Origin of the sequence: Roseomonas sp. TAS13, from assembly GCF_001950415.1 — a bacterium.
In the GTDB taxonomy this organism is placed as follows: domain Bacteria; phylum Pseudomonadota; class Alphaproteobacteria; order Acetobacterales; family Acetobacteraceae; genus Roseomonas; species Roseomonas mucosa.
Genome location: NZ_BDLP01000051.1, coordinates 1 through 18,789 on the forward strand (window position 1 = coordinate 1; position 18,789 = coordinate 18,789).

Annotated in this window: 11 protein-coding genes; 6 read left to right on the plus strand and 5 right to left on the minus strand. The window is 68.7% G+C overall.

Translation table 11 applies throughout. The annotated features are described in order from the left end of the window. Nucleotides 1-2,503 (minus strand): Rne/Rng family ribonuclease (locus ROTAS13_RS06750; RefSeq protein ID WP_075821893.1); only part of this gene is annotated, 2,503 nt, incomplete at its 3' end. 682 nt (nucleotides 2,504-3,185) lie between these two features. Here ROTAS13_RS06750 and ROTAS13_RS06755 point away from each other — a divergent pair. From ROTAS13_RS06755 to ROTAS13_RS06765, 3 genes are all read left to right on the plus strand, one after another. After that, nucleotides 3,186-4,460 carry a multidrug effflux MFS transporter gene (locus ROTAS13_RS06755; protein WP_226946136.1) on the plus strand — a complete coding sequence of 425 codons (1,275 nt, stop codon included), beginning with the start codon at nucleotides 3,186-3,188 and terminating at the stop codon, nucleotides 4,458-4,460. A 34-nt stretch (nucleotides 4,461-4,494) separates the two neighbouring features. Then, a complete protein-coding gene (locus ROTAS13_RS06760) occupies nucleotides 4,495-4,734 on the plus strand; it encodes a DUF2171 domain-containing protein (RefSeq protein WP_019460337.1) in 240 nt (79 codons plus the stop codon). Between the two features lie 247 nt (nucleotides 4,735-4,981). Next, complete coding sequence (locus tag ROTAS13_RS06765; RefSeq protein WP_147292463.1) at nucleotides 4,982-5,902, plus strand: YihY/virulence factor BrkB family protein; 921 nt, start codon at nucleotides 4,982-4,984, stop codon at nucleotides 5,900-5,902. Here the strand turns inward: ROTAS13_RS06765 and ROTAS13_RS06770 are convergent. From ROTAS13_RS06770 to ROTAS13_RS06780, 3 genes are all read right to left on the minus strand, one after another. Then, entirely contained in the window at nucleotides 5,881-7,878 is a 1,998-nt protein-coding gene (locus ROTAS13_RS06770) for a carbohydrate-binding domain-containing protein (protein ID WP_139323277.1), read from the minus strand. The two genes, ROTAS13_RS06765 and ROTAS13_RS06770, sit on opposite strands and share 22 nt — an antisense overlap. Nucleotides 7,879-8,066: 188 nt before the next feature. Beyond that, on the minus strand, nucleotides 8,067-9,719 hold the full coding sequence (locus ROTAS13_RS06775) for a peptide chain release factor 3 (RefSeq protein WP_019460340.1): 1,653 nt from the start codon (nucleotides 9,717-9,719) through the stop codon (nucleotides 8,067-8,069). 239 nt (nucleotides 9,720-9,958) lie between these two features. After that, nucleotides 9,959-11,200 carry an aminopeptidase gene (locus ROTAS13_RS06780; protein WP_058389403.1) on the minus strand — a complete coding sequence of 414 codons (1,242 nt, stop codon included), beginning with the start codon at nucleotides 11,198-11,200 and terminating at the stop codon, nucleotides 9,959-9,961. A 630-nt stretch (nucleotides 11,201-11,830) separates the two neighbouring features. Between ROTAS13_RS06780 and ROTAS13_RS06785 the strand changes: the two genes are divergently transcribed. From ROTAS13_RS06785 to ROTAS13_RS06795, 3 genes are read left to right on the plus strand one after another with little or no spacing between them, the layout of a single operon-like run. Continuing rightward, a complete protein-coding gene (locus tag ROTAS13_RS06785) occupies nucleotides 11,831-13,777 on the plus strand; it encodes a PrkA family serine protein kinase (RefSeq protein WP_019460342.1) in 1,947 nt (648 codons plus the stop codon). 26 nt (nucleotides 13,778-13,803) lie between these two features. Beyond that, nucleotides 13,804-15,117, plus strand: a complete 1,314-nt coding sequence (locus tag ROTAS13_RS06790; RefSeq protein WP_058389404.1) for a YeaH/YhbH family protein — start codon at nucleotides 13,804-13,806, stop codon at nucleotides 15,115-15,117. A 4-nt stretch (nucleotides 15,118-15,121) separates the two neighbouring features. Next, nucleotides 15,122-16,645 (plus strand): SpoVR family protein, encoded by a 1,524-nt coding sequence (locus ROTAS13_RS06795; protein ID WP_026033060.1) that lies wholly within the window; start codon nucleotides 15,122-15,124, stop codon nucleotides 16,643-16,645. A 162-nt stretch (nucleotides 16,646-16,807) separates the two neighbouring features. On the opposite strand, the gene ROTAS13_RS06800 is transcribed toward ROTAS13_RS06795, so the two are convergent. Continuing rightward, on the minus strand, nucleotides 16,808-18,631 hold the full coding sequence (locus tag ROTAS13_RS06800; protein ID WP_075821895.1) for an ABC-F family ATP-binding cassette domain-containing protein: 1,824 nt from the start codon (nucleotides 18,629-18,631) through the stop codon (nucleotides 16,808-16,810). Nucleotides 18,632-18,789: the final 158 nt, after the last annotated feature.

Here is an 18,789-nt window from a genome sequence, read left to right on the forward strand (position 1 = left end):
GCTGCTCCTGGTCGGCGTCGCCTTCGCCCGCAGCCTCCGCCTCCGGGCGCTCGCCACCCTCGCGGCGGCCGCCACGGCGGCGGCGGCGGCGGCGGCGGCCGTTCTCGCCCTTCTCGTCCGCATTGCCCTCGGGCCGGTGCTCGGCCTTGTCGTCGCCCGCCGGGGCGGCCTCGGCCTCCGGCTCGTCCTCGACCTCCTCCGGCTCCTCGGCCACCGTCTCGGGCAGGTAGTCCATGCGCAGGGCGGGGGCACGGCTCGCCACCTGCGGTGCCGGCATGGTCTGGGCCTTCAGGCGCTCGATGCGGAACTGCGCCTCGGACATCTCATGCTCGCCCGACAGCAGGACGTGCATGTTGAAGCGCGCCTCGATGTTGGCGAGCCATTCGCGCTTGTTGTTCAGGATGTGCATGGCCACCGGCTCGGCGGCCTGGACCATGATCTCCGAGGCGCGGCGCTTGGCGCCTTCCTCCTCGATCGCGCGCAGGACGTGCAGCGCGCTGCTTTCCAGCGAGCGCACGATGCCCCGGCCCTGGCAGTGCGGGCAGGTCATGAAGGCGTGCTCGGTCAGGCTGGGGCGCAGCCGCTGGCGGCTCATCTCCAGCAGGCCGAAATGGCTGATGCGGCCGACCTGGATGCGGGCGCGGTCGGTGCGCAGCGATTCCTTCAGGCGGCGCTCGACCTGGGCGTCGTGCTTGCTCGACTCCATGTCGATGAAGTCGATGACGATGAGGCCGGCGAGGTCGCGCAGGCGGAGCTGCCGCGCGATCTCCTCCGACGCCTCCATGTTGGTGCGAAGGGCCGTGTCCTCGATGTGCCGGTCGCGGGTGTTGCGGCCGGAGTTCACGTCGATGGCGACCAGCGCCTCGGTCTGGTTGATGACGATGTAGCCGCCGGAGCGGAGCTGCACGACCGGCGACATCATCGCGTCGAGCTGCTGTTCCACCCCCGCCTTGACGAAGAGCGGCACCACCGGGTCGCGGTACAGGCGCACGCGCCGCTCGTGCTGCGGCATGATCATGCGCATGAAGTCGCGGGCCTGCTTCCAGGCGGCCTCGCCCTCGACCTCCACGTCGTCGATGTCGCGGCCGTAGCTGTCGCGCAGCGACCGCTTGATGAGGTCCGCTTCCTCGTAGATCAGGGCCGGGGCGGTGGAGCCCATGGTCCGCTCGCGGATGTCGTCCCAGAGGCGGAGCAGGTACTCGCCGTCGCGCCGGATCTCGGGCTTCGGCCGCTGGGCGCCGGCGGTGCGGACGATGATGCTCATGCCCTTGGGCAGGCTCATCTCCTCCACCGCCTCGCGCAGGCGCTTGCGGTCGGCGACCTGGGTGATCTTGCGCGAGACGCCGCCGCCGCGCGGCGAGTTCGGCATCAGGACCGAGAAGCGGCCGGCCAGCGAGATGTAGGTGGTGAGCGCCGCGCCCTTGTTGCCGCGCTCCTCCTTCACGACCTGCACCAGCATGATCTGCCGGCGGCGGATCACCTCCTGGATCTTGTAGTGCCGCAGGAAGCGGGGCGGGATGCGGCGCTCGCGGCTGCGGTCCTCCTCGCCACTGCCCTCGGCATCGCCGCCCAGGGTCTCGGGCGGGACTTCGGGCGTGTCGTCGAGGACCAGGGCATCGCCGGCCTCGCGCACCGGATCGCCCTCGGAGACCTGGTCCACATGCATGGACATGGGCTGGGCGCGACCGGGGCGGGGGGTGCCGCCGTTGCCTTCCTGGACGCTGCCTTCCTGGACGTTGCCTTCCTGGGCCTCGCCGGGCGTGCCGGTCCCGGAGGCCGCGTCCGGGGCCCGTGCCGGCTCATGGGTCGCGGATTCCGGGGCGGCGTCCGTCGGGGCCGCCTCGCTGCGGGCGATGGGGAGGGGCGCGGTTTCCTCGCCCGCCTCGCGCGGTGCCTGAAGGGAAGGGCCAGGGGGAAGCTCGGGGATGGCTTCGCCGAAGACCTGGTGCGGGCCGGGGTTCGCGGCCTCGCCGCCCGGCGCCGGGGCGGCGGTCCCGGATGCCATGGCCTCCGGCGCGGCGGGGGCGTCCCCGGCGGGCGGGGCGGTGTCCACCGGCGGCTCTTCCGGGGCGGCGTGGCTGACGGAACGCGAGCGGCCGGAGCGGGAGCCACGGGGCTCACGCGCCTCGCGGCGGCGCAGGTCACGGTCGTCCTCGGGGGCGGGGCGCTCGGCGGCGGTGTCGAGCTCCGCCTCGTCCTCCTCCTCCTCCTCGGCCTCCTGCGCCTGCATCTCCAGCAGGCGCTGCCGGTCGGCGACGGGGATCTGGTAGTAGTCGGGGTGGATTTCGCTGAAGGCCAGGAAGCCGTGGCGGTTGCCGCCATACTCGACGAAGGCCGCCTGGAGGCTCGGCTCCACGCGGACCACCTTCGCCAGGTAGATGTTGCCCTTGAGGGGGAGGCGGTCAGCCGCCTCGACGTCGAAGTCCTCGATCCGGTTGCCATCCATCACCACCAGCCGGGTCTCTTCCGGGTGGGAGGCGTCGATCAGCATGCGCTTGGTCATGGAAGCGTGTGCTCCGCGACAGCCGCCTGCCTCTCGGGGCGGCGGCGTCGGCTCGGTTGTGGGATGCGGAGCGGAAGCCGGCGCAGGGCGTCGTGGCGATTCGCGATAGGCGCGTCGTCGCGGCCATGCCGGTCCCGTCCTCACTCTCGCAGGGCGCGGCCCGGGAAAGGGCCGGCCCGATGGTTGGGCGCACCGCGCGCAGGCCCCGCGCGCATCGCGGAATCGCGGCGCAAGCGGGCCGGCGGCAGGCGCGCGGAGGGCTGGCAGGTTCCAGGGTTGCCTGGCAAAGAGCGCCCATGCGCGCCGCGGGACGCACCGGCCGGGGAACCGGGACCCGCACCTTCCCGGAGGAACGGCCGCCTGTCATGGCGGGCGCGATCGGCCAGCCACCGGCGCCAGTCCGGGCGCACGGGTCGTCGCGTCAGGGCCGGTCCATCATCCAGGCCAGCCGAGGCGCATCGTCCCCCCACCGGCGACTTGCCGCCGGGGCAAGCCACCATAGGCAGGGGCGGAGTCCTCCACAAGGCTGCTTTTTCCGGGACATTGGCGCCGTCCTGCCGCATCCGACGCGCCGGGGCCGGGCAGGGGGTGGTGCCGGATGCGGCAGGACGCGGACGCGGGCACGGGAAAGGGCGGCCCGGCCGGGGTGACAGGGGCGGGTGGCGGGGACATGCTCCGGGGCATGGCATCCTTGACGAAGGGGACGGAGAACCGCCCCGCGTCGCCCTCCGCCGTGCCGCTGGAGCCGGGCGAGGCGATCCCGAGACCGCATCCCCCGCTCTGGCTGCTGGCCCTGGTGACGTTTTCCGGCACGCTGGCCATGCATATCTTCGTGCCGGCCCTGCCGAGCGCGGCCCGCAGCCTCGGGGTCGGCGCCGGGGCCATGCAGGGGGCGATCACCTTCTACCTGATCGGCCTGGCCTGCGGGCAGCTCTTCTACGGCCCCCTCGCCGACCGGTTCGGGCGGCGGCCGGTGCTGATCTCGGGGCTGATGCTCTATACCTTCGCGGGCTTCGTGGCGCTCTTCGCCCCGGGAATCGGCAGCCTGTCGGTGGCGCGCTTCTTCCAGGCGCTGGGCGGCTGCGCCGGGCTCGCCCTGGGGCGGGCCATGGTGCGGGACTCGGCGGAGCCGCAGGCCGCCGCGTCGCGGCTGGCGCTGCTGAACCTGATGGTCTCGGCCGGGCCGGGCCTGGCGCCCGCCCTGGGCGGGGCGCTGGTGGCGCTGTTCGACTGGCGGGCGATCTTCGGGCTGCTGGCCGCCGTCGGGCTGGGGCTGCTGCTGCTGTGCTGGCGGCGCCTGCCGGAGACGGGGCAGATGCGGACCGGCATCCGCGCGGGCCATGTGATGCGGGACTACCTGCGGCTGCTGCGCTCGCCAGCCTTCCTGGGCTTCACCCTGGGCGGGGCCTGCACCACCACCAGCATGTACGGCTTCATCTCGGCCTCGCCCTTCATCTTCGTCAACGAGCTGCACCGGCCGGTGCAGGAGGTGGGGCTCTATCTCGCCGTCATGGTGCTGGGCCTTTCCGCCGGCAGCCTGGTCGCCAGCCGGCTGGTGCGGCGCTCTGGGATCGACCGGGTGATGATCGGCGCCAGCCTGGCGGGGCTGCTCGGCGCCTGCCTTTTCCTGGGCGTGGTGCTGTCGGGGCATATGAGTGTCGCGCTGATCATGCCGCCGCTGGTGCTCTTCACCTTCGGCAGCGGCATGGCGAGCCCCATGGCGTTGACCCGGGCGATCAGCGTGAACCCGGCCGTGATCGGCTCGGCGGCCGGGCTCTATGGCTGCGCGCAGATGGGCTGGGGCGCCCTGTGCTCCGCGCTGGTTGCCATCGGCGGCGATCCGGCGGTGGGCGCGGGGCTGGTGCTGGTGGGAGGCTGCGCCATCGGCCAGATGGGGTTCTGGATCGCCGGCCGGTCGCGACGGGCCACCGCATCCCGGGACGCGGATGCGCGTTAAGCCGGTGCCTTTGTCAGCAAGAGGAGCACAGGCCATGGCGGATGCGAGCGCGATCAAGGAGCACATGGAGATCATCGGTGCGGATGGCGGCCATATCGGCACGGTCGATCACGTCATCGGCGACCGCATCAAGCTGACCAAGTCCGACCGTGGCGCGGCCGGCAAGCACCACTATCTGCCGCTCGGCCTGATCGAGGACGTGGACGGCGGCAAGGCCCGCGCCTCCTTCAAGGCGGAGCTGGCGGAGGATTTCTGGGAAGCCGAGGACGCCTGAGTAGCCTGCCCCGTCGCCCTGGGAACCGGCGCCGGGGCCGCTGCCGGATGCGGCCCCAGGACCGGCGACACGACGTGGCTGGCCTGCTGGGGCCAGCCGGTTCCCGCGCTGCGCCCTGCCGTTGACCATGGCGGAACTGCCACAGGCCCCGACGCTGATGTGACTTTCATGCCATGGGCTTTGCCGCCAAGAGTGGCGGCTCCTGACAGTTCAAGGAACCGGCGGATTGCGGCGTGTATGGCGAGTGGTGAAGGAGAGCGTCCTCCTCTTCTTTGAGGATGACGCGATGACGCGGGGCGCCGCCATCGCCTACTACGCGATCTTCTCGGTGGCGCCGATCCTGGTGATCGCGGTGGCGATCGCGGGCTATGTCTTCGGTGCCGAGGCGGCGCAGAAGGCTGTCGAGACTCAGCTGAACGAGATCGTGGGGCCACAGGCGACGGAGTTCGTGCTGTCCCTGCTGCGCAGCGCCAGCCATTTCGGTTCCGGCCTGACCGCCACGCTGATCAGCCTCGTCGGCATCCTGGTCACCGCCAGCGGGCTGTTCAGCGCCGTCGAGGCTTCCCTGAACGCCATCCTGGACGTGCCGCCGCCCCGTTCCACGGTCTGGGCACTGATCCGCACGCGTCTGCTCGGCGTCGGGCTGGTGATCAGCGTGGGCTTCCTGCTGATCGTGTTGCTTCTGGCCAATACCGTGATGGCGGCGCTGCAGGTCTATCTGAACCTGCTGCCCTGGACGCAGGTCGTGCTGCAGCTGCTGAACACCGGCGTGTCCTTTCTGCTGCTGAGCTTGGCCATCGGGGTGCTTTACCGGGTCCTGCCGAACCGCTGGCTGAGTTGGCGCGAGGTGATGGTCGGGGCGGTGGTGACCGCCGTGCTGCTGTTGTTCGGCCGCTTCGGGATCAGCCTGTATCTGAGCCAGGCGAGCATCGCCTCCACCTATGGTGCGGCGGGGACGCTCTTCGTGATGCTGCTCTGGATCTATTATTCCACGCTGATCTTCCTGTTCGGCGCGGAATGCGTGAAGTGCTATGCCCGCCATTACGGCGGCGGCCGGATCCGGCGGAAGGAGAAGGGCGACGATGCTTCGCTCACCGCCCATCCCGCGGAGGGGGCCGGGATGATCCCGGCCCGCCCCATTCCGCCTCAGGCGAAGGCGAGGTCGTAGCTGACCGAGTGATTCCAGGTGAGGCTGGCGGCCGCCTCGGCGTGGAAGGTGCCGTTCACGTCGATGCCCTGGAGGTACAGGTTGCGGTCGGCGCTGGCGCTGCCTTCGTAGAAGTCGTTGATGAAGGCCACCTCGACCTTGTGGGTGCCGGTGGTGAAGTCGCCGTGGAGGGTGATGTCCTGGGTCTTCCCGGCGGCATGCGAGGCGGTCACGGTATAGGCCGAGTCGCCCAGCTGCTTTCCGTCCACCTTCACCACCATCTGGGCATCGCCCTTGTAGGCATCCTCCGACACCCGCAGCGTGATGCTGTCGGTGCTGCTGGCGTTGGGCGTGCTGACGTTGCTGGTGGTGGTGCCGGCCGTCGAGCTGGAGGTGCTGCTGCCCGACGAGGCGCTGCTGGAGGCTTTGAAGTTGAGGTTGAAGTCGGCCGTGTAGTTATAGGTCATGTTGGCCTTGGCGCTGGAATACAGCGTGCCGTCCACCGTGATCCCCTCCACGTAGAGGTTCCGGTCGCCGGCGGAGCCGCCGTTGAGGTCGTTCAGGTAGGTGACCGAGACCTTGTGCGTGCCGCTGCCGAAATCGCCGCTGACGGTGATGTCCTGCGTCTTCCCGGCGGCGTGCGAGGCCGTGGCGGTCAGCACGTCGCTCACCACCTTGTCGTCCACGCGGACGACGAACTGCGCATCGCCCTGGTAGGCGTCCTCGGAGACATGCAGGACGATCTTGTTCGTCCCGGTGGTGGCGGTGTCCGTGGCCACCGTGGCGGTCGCGGCGGTGCCGACCTCGACCACCAGCGGGTGGTCGGACAGCGCGACCTGGACGCTCTTGGTGTTGGAGAAGCTGGCGATCGCCGTGCTGCCCAGGAGCGGGTCGTAGATCGTGCCGGACTGGGCGTTGTCGAAGTTGATGGTGACCGTCTGGCTGGCGATGGAATAGGCGCTGTGGGTGGTCGTGTTCCAGATGGTCGGCTCGTTCCACAGCACCAGGTCATAGTTGCCCGAGCTCTTCTGCAGCAGCATGTCCTGGCCCTCGGTCGGCATGCCCTGGAGGGTGTAGCCGAGATTGGTCAGTGAGACGCCCTTCGTGCCCGCCGCCGGGTCGGACAGGATGCTGTTCAGGTTGTGCAGGGCCGTGGCGGCCTGCTTGGGCGTGCCGTCGGCGTTGAACAGGCCGAAGCCGGTCTGCAGGTTGGTGGAGGAATAGGTGCCGGAGTTCACCAGCTCGTAGATGTAGGTGCGGTCGACCCCGTCCTTGTACTGGTCCAGCAGCATGTTGAGGGTCAGGACCGCCTGGGTCCGCTCGTTCACGCCGTAGCCGTCGCTGGAATAGGTGGCGGTGGACCAGCCGCCCTCAGTGGCGACGGTGTCCTTGCCGGGGGAAATGGTCTGCGCCTCGGCGATCCGTTCCGGCACCTGGTCGGCCACGCTCCGGGTGAAGCCCCAGCCGAAATAGTAGCTGTGGATGTTGGAGTAGTCGGCGGAGGAGGAGAGGTTGCCGAGCTGGCTGTAGGAATTGCCGTCGCCCAGGCTGGTCTGGATGACCGGCGTGCCGCTCAGGGCGCTGTTGCCGTGCACCGCCGAGTAGAGGGCCGACTGGAAGGCCCGGGTCGCGGCGAAGCCGGTCAGACCGTTATAGCTGATAGGGAAGTAGTCCGTCTCGTTAGGACCTTCGACGTAGTCGATCGCGTTGTAAAGGCTTTCCAGCTTCGCGATGGCCGAGATCTGGCTGCTGAGGCTGGCACCGTTGTTGCCACTGGTCAGCAGAGAGAAGGTAATATCGTTGTTGGCAAGGACCTCGAAAAGCTCGGTGGACAAAGAACCGGTAAGACCATCACGGACATGCGTGACGCCGATATAGTCGAGATTGGAAATAACCTTGCTGATATTCCCGTACCCACCACTGGTGTCATTGATATGGGTATTGACACCGATCGAATCGAGAAAGCTTTCCGTTGAACCGATGGGACGAGTGCTCACAGATCAACTCCTCGACAATGATGCTGATCGGGTGGCACAGCCGGGGAATGTGAACAAGAACTTCATCACAACTCTGCTACTGATCGCAACATTCTGCGGTCGCGAAAAGCCGTATATGGGATATAATTCCTAATAATTAACAAACGTGAAGCGCGAGTAAATTAGTATTTACTCGCGTCCCAGGCGATTCACCCTGCCTTCGTCATGAGGCTGTGCTGCTCGCGGACCTCCAGGAAGCGCAGTTCCGGGAAGTCCTCCGCCGCCCTGTTGCGGCGCCAGTCGCTGCTGAAGAAGGCCACCAGCGCGCCGTCGTGGTCCTCGGCCACGTCATGGGGGATGGCGCGGCGGAAGCGTTCCAGCGCCGCCGCGTCCTCCGAGGCGACCCAGCGCATCAGGCTCCAGGGCGTGTTCTCGTAGCGGCTGGGGACGCCGTACTCGGCCTTCAGGCGCTCGGCCAGCACGTCGAGCTGGAGGGCGCCGACCACGCCCACCACCGGCGGCGTTCCGTCCAGCGGGCGGAAGAGCTGCACCACGCCTTCCTCGGCCAGCTGTTCCAGCGCGGTGCGGAGCTTCTTGCCCACCATGGCATCCTCGATCATCACCCGGCGCAGGATCTCGGGGGCGAAGCTCGGCACGCCGGAGAAGTTCAGCGCCTCCTTCTCGGTCAGCGTGTCGCCGATTCGAAGGATGCCGTGGTTGGCGATGCCGACCACGTCGCCGGGCCAGGCCTCCTCGGCCACCTGGCGGTCCTGGGCGAAGAAGAAGAGAGGGGCGTTGACGGGGACCTGCTTGCCCGTGCGGGTCTGGCGCAGGCGCATGCCCTTCTGCAGCCGGCCGGAGCAGATGCGCAGGAAGGCGACGCGGTCCCGGTGGTTGGGGTCCATGTTCGCCTGGATCTTGAAGACGAAGCCGGTCAGCTCGGGCTCGGAGGCCGTGACGGTGCGGCTGTCGGCGGCGCGGTCGCGGGGCGGGGGGGCGAAGCGGGCCAGGCCCTCCAGCAGGTGGCCGATACCGAAGTCGCGCAGGGCAGAGCCGAAATAGACCGGCGTCATCGTACCCTCCAGGAAGCGCGCCGGGTCGAAATCCGGATAGGCGCCGGCCAGCTCGGCGCCGTCGCGGAGCTCCCGGGCCAGGTCGGGCTTGACCAGCGTGTCCAGCTTCGGGTCGCCGAGGCCGGAAAGCCTCACCGGGCCGGAGCCCTCCGCCATCAGGTGCAGGGCGGGGTCGAGCAGGTCGTAGGTGCCGACAAAGGAGCGGCCGGCGCCCACCGGCCAGGCGACCGGGGCGACGTCGAGGGCCAGCGTCTTCTCGATCTCGTCCAGCAGCTCGAAGATGTCCTTCGACTCCCGGTCCATCTTGTTGATGAAGGTGATGATCGGGATGTCGCGCAGGCGGCAGACCTCGAAGAGCTTGCGGGTCTGGGCCTCGATGCCCTTGGCGGCGTCGATCACCATCACCGCGGCGTCCACGGCGGTGAGGGTGCGGTAGGTGTCCTCGGAGAAGTCCTCGTGGCCCGGCGTGTCGAGCAGGTTGAACACCACCCCGTCGCGCTCGAAGGTCATGACCGAGGTGGCCACCGAGATGCCGCGGTCCTGCTCGATCTTCATCCAGTCCGAGCGGGTGCGGCGGCGGTCGCCCTTGGCACGGACCTGGCCGGCGAGCTGGATGGCGCCGCCGCGCAGCAGCAGCTTCTCCGTCAGGGTGGTCTTGCCGGCGTCGGGGTGGGCGATGATGGCGAAGGCGCGGCGCCGCGCGGCCTCGCGCGCCACGGCGGTTTCGGCGGCCCCGGTGGCGGCATGGGTTTCCGGACCAGACGGCCGGGAAAGGACGGGCTGGTCCATCGGCAGCTTTCCTGTCAGTGCGTTATGCGGTTCGGCGGGGTTTCTAGACCGCCCGAGGGCAAGATGGGGAGAGCCGGGGCCGCGTGCCAGCGCGGCGCTGACGGTAGGCCGGCGATGCCCCGGCCCGGCGCCGTGGCCCCCAGGAGGTGACCTCCAGGAGGTGACCCCCAGGAGGTGCCCCCCGGGGACGGGCGGGGCCGGTCCCGCCTCAGCCCTTCCCGGTCAGGAGGCCCACCCGGTCAGGCCCACTCGCCCTGGCGCATCACCGGCTCGGCCTCGCCGGAGGCGGTGATGCCGTCCACGTCCACCTCGCCGGAGCCGATCATCCAGTCGATATGGATCAGGCTCTTGTTGCCGCCCTGGGCCTGGAAGGCCTCGTCGGTCAGGCCGGCGCTGTTCTCGAAGCAGGTCTTGTAGGCCTGGCCGAGAGCGATGTGGCAGGCGGCGTTCTCGTCGAAGAGGGTGTTGAAGAAAAGCAGCCCGCTGGCGGAGATGGGGGAAGAGTGCGGCACCAGCGCGACCTCGCCCAGGCGGCGGGCGCCTTCGTCGGTGTCGAGCACCTTCCGCAGCACCTCCAGCCCGGTGCTGGCCTGGGCCTCCACGATCCGGCCGCCCTCGAAGCGCACGGCGATGTCGCGGATCAGCGTGCCGCCATAGGAGAGCGGCTTGGTGGAGCGGACATGTCCTTCCACCCGCGCCGCGTGGGGGGTGGTGAAGACCTCCTCGGAGGGGATGTTCGGGTTGCAGGTGATGCCGTTCTTGGCGACCTCGGCCCCGCCCAGCCAGGCATGGCCGTCCGCCAGGCCGACGGTCAGGTCGGTGCCAGGGCCGCGGAAGCGGAGCGCGCTGTAGCGCTTGCCGTTCAGCAGGCGGGTGCGGGCGTGGAGGCTGGCGTTGTGGGCGGCCCAGGCGGCGACCGGGTCGGCGGCATCGACGCGGGAGGCGGCGAAGATCGCGTCCCAGAGCCTCGCCACCCCGGCCTCGGGCGCCTCCTCCGGGAACATGGCCCGTGCCCAGGAGGGGGTGGCGTAGGAGGCGATGGTCCAGTTGATGTCGAAGTTCACGATCCGCTCCAGCGCCGGCAGATAGGCCTTCGAGCGGGCGCGGTTGGCGCGGGAGACCTTTTCCGGGTCCTGGGCGGAAAGCAGGTTCGGGTCCTCACCGGTGATGGCAAGGCGGGCGGCATTGCCGGCGAAGGCCCGGCCCATGCCCTCGAAGAGCCAGCCGGGCGCGGTGTCGAAGGCGCTGTCGGGAGCGTGGCGGAAGCGGGCGAGGGTCATTTCCTCGTCGCTCAGCAGCGTGGTGACGAGCGAGGCGCCTGCCTTGTAGGCATGTTCGGTGATGCGCCGCACCAGCGGCAGGGCATCAAGCGGCGCGGTCATCACCAGCTCCTGCCCTTCCCGCAGGCCGAGGCCCACGCGGACGGCGACCTCGGCGAGCCGGTCGATGCGCTGTTCGAGCGGAAGGGACGTCTGGGTCATCGGGAGCCTCCGGATCAGAATGCGGCCCCGATCAAGAGGCCCGATCGCGCCGTCCATCAAGAGCCCCCCCGGGGATGCGCGAGGGCGCGGAGGAGGGCGTGGGGATCTGTCCGGACGCGCCCGGGACCCTTCCGCCGGCCGGCGCGGCGCGGCGGCAAGCGATTTGCATGGGTGGCCGTCGGGGTGGGGAGGACGGTCCGAATGTCACCGGGTTTTCGCTGGGGTATCCAAAAAAAGAAGCGAATCCGGCACCGGCATGCCATGCTGTCGCGGCAATGCAGCAGGATGGGAAAACCACAGTGCAACTCTCTTCCCACAATCGATGAGGAATGGAGTTGAAGCTATTGGCACCGCTGCCCTACGCTTCCATATCCAAGCAAGGTGAAGCCCGCGGGATTGTAACGTCCTGCCACGGGCCGGGGCAACCGAAGTTGATCCCGTGTGTCCGCCCTGGTCCAGAGGGCGCGTTTCTTTGAAACCGTTGTGTATCGCTCTCTTGCCGTTGCCCGAGCCGTGCCCAGAATTTTCCTATGGCATCGGCGCGCGGCGCGGAATTCAGACCGCTGTTTCGTTTCGCAAGGACTGACCAGAGCACCGCCCGTCGCCAACATCTCTTTTCCGGAGGGTTCCATGGCTCCGCTCGATGACATCTTCTCCCTGCACTCCTCGCTGCGCGAGCAGCGCCGCGAGGCCGAGATGAGCCTGTCCGAATACCTCGAAGCCTGCCGCGACGACCCGCTCTGCTATGCCTCCCCGGCGGAGCGCATGCTGAAGGCGATCGGCGAGCCCGAGACGATCGACACGGCCAAGGATGCACGGCTCGGCCGCATCTTCCTGAACCGCACCATCCGGGTCTATCCGGCCTTCGCCGAGTTCTACGGCATGGAGGAGACGATCGAGCGCATCGTCGCCTTCTTCCGCCATGCCGCGCAGGGGCTGGAGGAGCGCAAGCAGATCCTCTACCTGCTGGGCCCGGTCGGCGGCGGCAAGTCCTCGCTGGGCGAGCGGCTGAAGGCGCTGATGGAGCAGGAGCCCATCTACGTGCTCAAGGCCGGACGCGACCTCAGCCCGGTCTTCGAGAGCCCGCTCGGCCTGTTCGAGCCGGAGCGGATGGCACCGGTGCTGGAGAAGCAGTTCAACATCCCGCGCCGCTACCTCAACGGCCTGGCCAGTCCCTGGGCGCTGAAGCGGCTGGAGGAGTTCGGCGGCGACCTGCAGAAGTTCCGGGTGGTGAAGCTGCATCCCTCGCGCCTGAAGCAGATCGCCGTCGCCAAGACCGAACCGGGCGACGACAACAACCAGGACATCTCCGCCCTGGTCGGCAAGGTCGATATCCGCAAGCTGGAAATGTTCTCGCAGAACGACCCGGACGCCTATGGCTTCTCGGGCGGGCTGAACCGCGCCAACCAGGGGCTCCTCGAATTCGTCGAGATGTTCAAGGCTCCGATCAAGATGCTGCACCCGCTGCTGACGGCGACGCAGGAGAGCAACTACCTCGGCACGGAGAATATCGGCGCCATCCCCTTCAACGGGATCATCCTGGCCCATTCCAACGAGGCGGAGTGGCAGAGCTTCCGCAACAACCGAACGAACGAGGCCTTCCTCGACCGCGTGAACGTGGTGAAGGTGCCCTACTGCCTGCGGGTCACCGAGGAGACGAAGATCTACGAGAAGCTGATCTCCTCCTCCGCCCTGGCCGAGGCGCCCTGCGCCCCGCACACGCTGGAGATGCTGGCCCGCTTCGCCGTGCTGTCGCGGCTGAAGCCGCATGCCAATTCGCGGCCCTTCACCAAGATGCGGGTCTATGACGGGGAAAACCTCCGCGAGACCGACCCCAAGGTAAAGACCATGCAGGAGTACAAGGACTCCGCCGGGGTGGACGAGGGGATGGAGGGCATCTCCACCCGCTTCGCCTACAAGGTGCTCTCGGCCACCTTCAACCACGACCCGACCGAGGTCGCGGCCGACCCGGTGCACCTGATGTACGTGCTGGAGAACACCGTGAAGCGGGAGCAGTTCCCCGCCGAGGTCGAGCAGAACTACCTGACCAGCATCAAGTCGGAGCTCGCCTCCCGCTATGCCGAGTTCATCGGCAACGAGATCCAGAAGGCCTACCTGGAGAGCTACCACGACTATGGCCAGAACCTGTTCGACCGCTACCTCGACTATGCGGATGCCTGGATCGAGGACCAGGACTTCAAGGATCCCGATACCGGGCAGATGCTGAACCGCGAGCTGCTGAACGGGGAGCTGACCAAGATCGAGAAGCCGGCGGGCATCGCGAACCCGAAGGATTTCCGCAACGAGGTGGTCAAGTTCGCGTTGAGGACTCGGGCCAACAATGGCGGGCGCAACCCGTCCTGGACCTCCTACGAGAAAATCCGCGACGTGATCGAGAAGCGGATGTTCAGCCAGGTCGAGGACCTGCTCCCCGTCATCAGCTTCGGCTCGAAGAAGGATGGCGATACGGAGAAGAAGCACAACGACTTCGTCGAGCGCATGGTCTCGCGCGGCTATACCGAGCGGCAGGTCCGCCGGCTGGTCGAGTGGTACATGCGCGTGAAGCAGTCGGCCTGAAGGTTCCGGGGAGCGAGGCACACCGCTTGGACATTATCGACCGACGTCCGAATCCGCACGGGAAGAACCTGGAGAACCGCCGGCGCGTGCTGGCCCGCGCGCGGTCCGCCGTGACGCGGGCAGTGCGGGAGGCTGTGGACAGCGGGACACTGCGCGAGGTCGGCAAGAGCGGGGAAGCGGTCACCATCCCCGCCGACAGCCTGCACGAGCCCTTCTTCCACACCGTCTTCACCAGCGGCCAGCGCGACATCGTGCTGGGCGGCAACAAGGAGTTCTCGGTCGGCGACCGCATCAAGCGGCCACCCTCCGGAGGTGGCGGCGATGGTGGCGGGGGGCAGGGCGCGGGCAATGCCCAGGGACAGTCGGAGGACAACTTCCGCTTCGTGCTGACCCGGGACGAATTCCTGGACCTGTTCTTCGAGGACCTGGAGCTGCCGGACCTGGTGAAGGCCCAGGTCATGGACGTGGAGAACGTGTCCCCCTCCCGCGCCGGGATCAGCACGGATGGGGCACCGTCGCAGCTCGACATGGCGCGCACCATGCGCCAGTCCATGGCGCGGCGGATCGGGCTGCGGCGCCCCAAGACGGACGAGATCCGGGCGCTGGAGGCCGAGATCGCCGGGCTGGAGGAAAGCGGCGAAGCGCCGGAGCGGCTGCCGGTGCTGCGCGAGGAGCTGGCAACGGCGCTGCGGCGGCTGGGGCGGATCGCCTGGGTGGACCCGGTGGACCTGCGCTACCGCCGCTTCACCCCAACGCCGCGGCCGACCGCGCGAGCGGTGATGTTCTGCCTGATGGACGTTTCCGGCTCCATGACCGAAAGCATGAAGGACTTGGCCAAGCGGTTCTTCCTGTTGCTGCACGTCTTCCTGGAACGGCGCTACAAGCGGGTGGACCTCGTCTTCATCCGTCATACCGAGGCGGCGGAGGAGGTGGACGAGAAGACCTTCTTCACCGATCCGCGCACCGGCGGCACGGTGGTGTCCTCGGCGCTGGAGGAGCTGCTCCGCATTCAGAAGGAACGCTATCCGGCGGATTCCTGGAACATCTATGCCGCCCAGGCCTCGGATGGCGACAACTACAGCGGCGACACGCCCAAGACCGTCTCCCTGTTGGAGAAGGACATCCTGCCGATCGTGCAGTACTTCGCCTATATCGAGGTCGGCGTGTCCGGGGCCGTGATCCGGGGCGAAAGCGACCTGTGGCGCGGCTATGCGCCGGTGGCCGGACGGGCCGAGAACCTCGCCTTGCGGCGGGTCGGGGAGCGGAAGGACATCTTCCCGGTCTTCCGAGACCTGTTCGGCAAGCGCACGGCGCCAGCCGGCTGGGCCTCGGGAGGGTAGGACGATGGGGGCTGGACTTCTCTACACGGGCACGGACTGGGATTTCCCGACGTTGCGGCGGTCCTATGACGCGATCGAGGAGATCGCCGAGAAGGAGCTGGGGCTGGAGGTCTATCCCAACCGGATCGAGATCATCACGCCCGAGCAGATGCTCGACATCTACACCTCGCACGGGATGCCGCTGACCTACCGGCACTGGTCCTACGGCAAGCGGTTCCTGCAGCACGAGGTCAGCTACCGGAAGGGCTATACCAGCCTCGCCTACGAGGTGGTGATCAACTCCAATCCCTGCATCTCCTATCTGATGGAGGGGAACACCGCGACCATGCAGGCGCTGGTGATCGCCCATGCCGCCTTCGGCCACAACCATTTCTTCCGCAACAACTACCTGTTCCGGCAATGGACCGAGGCCTCCTCGATCCTGGACTACCTGGAGTTCGCCCGGTCCTACGTGGCGCGCTGCGAGGACCGCTTCGGGGCGGCGGCGGTGGAGCGCGTGCTCGATGCCGCCCATGCGCTGTCGCATCACGGGGTACACCGCCATGCTGGAACCCGGCAGCTCAACCTGCAGACCGAGGAGCGGCGGCAGCGCGAGCGGCGGGAGTATGACGAGAAGGTCTATAACGACCTCTGGCGGACGGTGCCCACCACCAAGCCCGCCCCGGGGACGGACCCGGTGGCGGAGCGACGGCGCAGGCTCGGCCTGCCCGAGGAGAACCTGCTCTACTTCCTGGAAAAGACCTCGCCGCGGTTGCAGAGCTGGGAGCGGGAGATCATCCGCATCGTCCGGCTGATCGCGCAGTATTTCTACCCGCAGCCCCAGGGCAAGGTGATGAACGAGGGCTGCGCCACCTGGGTGCACCAGCGGATCATGACCCGGCTGCACGAGAAGGAGCTGATCGACGACGCCGCCTTCCTGGAGGTGCTGCATTCGACCAGCAACGTCATCACCCAGCCCGGCTTCGACCACCCGGCGGGGGGGGACTTCAACCCCTATGCGCTGGGCTATGCGATGATGTCGGATATCGAGCGCATCTGCCGCGAGCCGACCGCCGAGGACCGGCGGTGGTTCCCCGATTTCGCCGGCAACGGCGATCCGATGGGCACGCTGCGCGACGCCTGGGCGAATTATCGCGACGAGAGCTTCATCCAGCAGTTCCTGTCCCCGGCGGTGATGCGGAAGTTCCACATGTTCCGCCTGCATGACGACACGCGGGAGCCCTATCTGCTGGTGGACGCCATCCATGACGAGGACGGCTATCGCGAGATCCGCCGTTCCCTGGCCCGCGTCTATGACCCCGGCGTCAATACCGCGGACGTGCAGGTGGTGGATGTGGACCTGGCGGGCGACCGGCGGCTGATGCTGCAGCACCGCACCACGCCGGGGCGCCTGTTGCAGGCCAAGGATGCAGAGAACACGCTGCGCTATCTCGCCAGCCTCTGGGGCTATGAGGTGAAGCTGGTGGAGGTGGACGCCATGACGGAGGCGGTGCTGGCGACCCATAGCGCGGGGCCGCTGCGGGCCTGATCCCGCTTCCGCAGCCTTCTGCGGCCGCTTCCGGGGTGGTCGGGGGCGTTGGCCCGGGGGCAAGGTGCTACCTCGTCCCCGATGCTCCCACTCCGTCAGGACGCGCGTGCCCTGGGCCCGTTTTCTCCGGTCCTCCCTGACGCCGAAGCGCGTCGTCCCGTGTCAGTTGCCCTCGGCGGCCTCGCGCAGCATTTCCAGCTCCAGCCATTCCTCCTCGGCCTTCGCGAGTTCCGCCTGCCGCTCCGCCAGCATGGCGCTGGCCTTGTCGAAGCGCGGCTTGTCGCGGGCGTAGAGGCCGGGATCGGCCAGGATCTCGCCGAGCTTGCGGATCTCGGCATGGAGCTTGTCCATGCGGGCGGGCAGGGTCTTCAGCGCCTCGCGTTCCCGCATGTTCAGCCGGCGCGGCCCGGCCGGGGCTTCCCCGGCCTGGGGAAGCGGGGCGGGCGTGGAGCGCGCCGGGGCGAGGGTGGAAGCGGACGCGCGCGCCTGCACGCCGTGGCCGCGTTGGGCCACCATGTCGGAATAGCCGCCGGCATATTCCTGCCAGCGGCCCGCGCCTTCATAGGCGATGACCGAGGTGGTGCAGCGGTCGAGGAAGTCGCGGTCGTGGCTGACCAGCAGGACGGTGCCGGCGTAGTCGGCGATCAGCTCCTGGAGCAGGTCCAGGGTTTCCAGGTCCAGGTCGTTGGTCGGCTCGTCCAGTACCAGCAGGTTGCTCGGGCGGGCCATGGCGCGGGCCAGCATGACGCGGCCGCGCTCCCCGCCCGAGAGCACGCCCAGGGGGGTGCGGGCCTGTTCCGGTGGGAAAAGGAAGTCCTTCATGTAGCCGATGACGTGCCGGGCCGTGCCGCCGACATGGACGAGGTCGCTGTCGTCGCCGGTCAGCGCCTTCTGCAGCGTCATGGCGGGGTCGAGGCTGGCGCGGCGCTGGTCCAGGCTCACCATCTCCAGCCCGGTGCCGAGGCGGATCTCGCCGCTGTCCGGGGGCAGGTTGCCGGTGAGCATGTTGAGCAGCGTGGTCTTGCCGGCGCCGTTGGGGCCGACGATGCCCACCCGGTCGCCGCGCAGGACGCGGGTGGAGAAGGGGGCGACCACGGTGCGGCCGTCATAGGTCTTGCTGATCTCCTCCGCCGAGACGACCAGGGAGCCCGATCCGCCTGCCTCGGCGGCGGCCATGCTGACCTTGCCCAGGGCACCCACCCGCTCGCGCCGTCTCTTGCGGAGGTCGTGCAGCTCGCCGAGGCGGCGGACATTGCGCTTGCGCCGGGCGGTGACGCCGTAGCGGAGCCAGTCCTCCTCCCGCGCGATCTTGCGGGTCAGCTTGTGCGCCTCGCGCTCCTCGTCCTCCAGCACCTGGTCGCGCCAGGCCTCGAAATGGGCGAAGCCCTGGTCCAGCCGCCGGGTCACGCCGCGGTCCAGCCAGACCATGGCGCGGGACAGGTTCTCCAGGAAGCGGCGGTCGTGCGAGATCAGGACGAGGGCCGAGCGCAGGGAGCGCAGCTCGCCCTCCAGCCATTCGATGGCGGGCAGGTCGAGGTGGTTGGTCGGCTCGTCCAGCAGCAGGATGTCCGGCTGCGGCGCCAGGACGCGGGCGAGGGCGGCACGGCGGGCCTCGCCGCCGGACAGGACGGCGGGGGTTTCCTCGCCCGAAAGGCCGAGCTGTTCCAGCAGGTAGCGGGCGCGGTAGGGGTCGTCCCCCGGGCCGAGGCCGGATTCCACATAGGCCAGGGTGGTGGGGAAGCCGGAAAGGTCGGGTTCCTGCGGCAGGTAGCGCACGGTGGCGCCGGGCTGCACGAAGCGGGTGCCGCCGTCCGGCTCGGCCAGTCCCGCCGCGATCTTCAGCAGCGTGGATTTCCCCGAGCCGTTGCGCCCGACCAGGGTCAGCCTTTCGCCGGCGCCGACGCCGAGGGAGGCGCCCGCCAGCAGGGGGGTGGTGCCGAAGTTCAGCCGGATGTCGGTCAGGAGGAGCAGCGGAGGAGGAGCCATGTCGCCCCGCATGTAGAGCGGATCGGCCGGGAAGGGGAGGCCGCGCGGCATCCGGAGATGCTCGTCCGACGGTGGGCCGGTCCCGCCCGCGAGGGGGAGTCGCGGGGGGCGGTCAGGCTGTCTCTTGATCACATCTACGCACAGCTCCACCGTAAGGC